The organism is bacterium, from assembly GCA_035308905.1.
Taxonomy (GTDB): Bacteria; Sysuimicrobiota; Sysuimicrobiia; order Sysuimicrobiales; family Segetimicrobiaceae; genus DASSJF01.
In genome coordinates this window covers 1-1,568 of the sequence record DATGFS010000043.1, presented here as the reverse complement: position 1 = coordinate 1,568, position 1,568 = coordinate 1, and the positions used below count along the sequence as shown (strand labels likewise).

Annotated in this window: 3 protein-coding genes; 1 reads left to right on the top strand and 2 read right to left on the bottom strand. The window is 70.8% G+C overall.

The window, feature by feature from the left end:
* Positions 1–346: FUSC family protein (locus VKT83_13435; GenBank protein ID HLY23462.1), on the bottom strand; the 346-nt coding region annotated here is incomplete at its 3' end.
* Positions 343–1,149, bottom strand: coding sequence for an enoyl-CoA hydratase-related protein (locus tag VKT83_13430; GenBank protein HLY23461.1), 807 nt, complete (start codon positions 1,147–1,149; stop codon positions 343–345). The genes VKT83_13435 and VKT83_13430, both read right to left, overlap by 4 nt.
* Positions 1,150–1,199: 50 nt before the next feature.
* Here VKT83_13430 and VKT83_13425 point away from each other — a divergent pair.
* On the top strand, positions 1,200–1,568 hold a 369-nt coding region (locus tag VKT83_13425), incomplete at its 3' end, for an amidohydrolase (GenBank protein ID HLY23460.1).

Sequence of the window (1,568 nt, the reverse complement as noted above, 5' to 3'; positions counted from 1 at the left end):
GCATCGGGTCCTGGAGCCGGCCAGAGCCCCAGCAGATGAGGATCGTGACCGCGACGGCGAGCCCGACCGTCAGTGCGTTCGCGGGCATGACGGCCGCGCACACCGTCGCGACGGCGGCACCGATCACTGTCCCGATCGTCCGACTCGCCCCCTTCGCCCAGGCCTGACCGCGGCGCGGCTGGATGACGACGATCGCAGAGACCGTGAGCCAGATACCGTGCGTCACCGCGAATGCCTGCCAGAGCGCGGTCGTCACACCGGCGGCAACCGCCACCCGGGCCGTATACGCGAGTCGTACGGCCCACGAATCGACGTCGGCGGGCGCGGGCGGCGGAACTCCGGTCACGCGTCGGTGAACCGCGCCGGGCGCTTCTCGAGGAACGCCGCAACGCCCTCGCGGAAGTCGGCCGTGCCCGCGGCGAGAACCTGGTTCCGGTCCTCGAGCGCGATCACCTCCTCCAGGCTCCCCGCATCCAGGCTCATGCGAAGGCATTCCTTCGTCAGCCGGAGCCCGAGCGGCGTGTTCCGCAGCATCTCCTGCGCGAGGGTCCGCGCCGCCGTCTCGAGCTCGTCGTCGGGCACGACGCGCGAGACGAGGCCGACGTGCTCGGCGCGTGCGGCGTCGATGAAGTTGCCGGTCAGGAGGAGCTCCGCCGCGATCGACGCACCGACGTGACGGGGAAGGAAGTAGCTCACGCCGACGTCGCAGGCCGAGAGCCCGAGCCGGATGAAGGCCGCGTTCATCCGCGCCGACGCCCCGGCGATGCGGACGTCCGCCGCCAGCGCGAGCGCGAAGCCGCCGCCGCACGCGGCGCCGTGCACGGCGGCGATGATCGGCTGCGGCGCACGGCGCATGAGCATCACGATCTCGCTGATCGTTCGCTGGCCGCGCAGCCCGGCTTGCACGGAGGAGTGGTTACCGCCCTGCTCCGCCGAATGCGCCTTCAGGTCGAGCCCGGCGCAGAACGCCCGTCCCGCGCCGCGGATCACCACGACACGCGTCTCGGCGTCCTCGCCGAGGCCCCAGAGGAACGCGCGCAGCTCGCGCACGAGCGCGGCGTTCATGGCGTTGAGCGACTCCGGACGGTTGAGGGTGAGCCAGGTGAGGTGCCCTTCGCGGTCGACGGTGATCGTCTCGAACTGTCCCATGGCGCTGCACCGTAGCACGGCGTAGAAATGCCGTCGTGCAGGAGGCAGGCATGATCTCGGCCGATTCACACGTCACCGAGAATCCGGAGACGTACCGGAAGTACATCGACCCGTCGCTCCGCGACCGCGCGCCGCATCTCGCGTCGGACGGCGCGGGCGGCGACGTGTTCATCATCCCGGACCTGACCCAGGGCGCGCTGCCGATGGGCCTCATCGCGGCGGCGGGCACCAAATCCGAAGACATCCGGATGACGGGCCGTTTTACCGACTGGCACCGCGGCGGCTGGGATCCCGAGGCGCGGCTCGCGGACCAGGACCGCGATGGGGTCGTCGCGGAGGTGCTCTATCCGACGGTCGGGCTCGTGCTCTGCCGGCATCAGGACCTCGACTACAAGAAGGCGTGCATGGACGCGTACAAC

What these genes read in the sequence shown, in the direction of transcription:
- VKT83_13430 (HLY23461.1), bottom strand. Translation starts at nt 1,149, where the DNA reads ATGGGACAGTTCGAGACGATCACCGTCGACCGCGAAGGGCACCTCACC.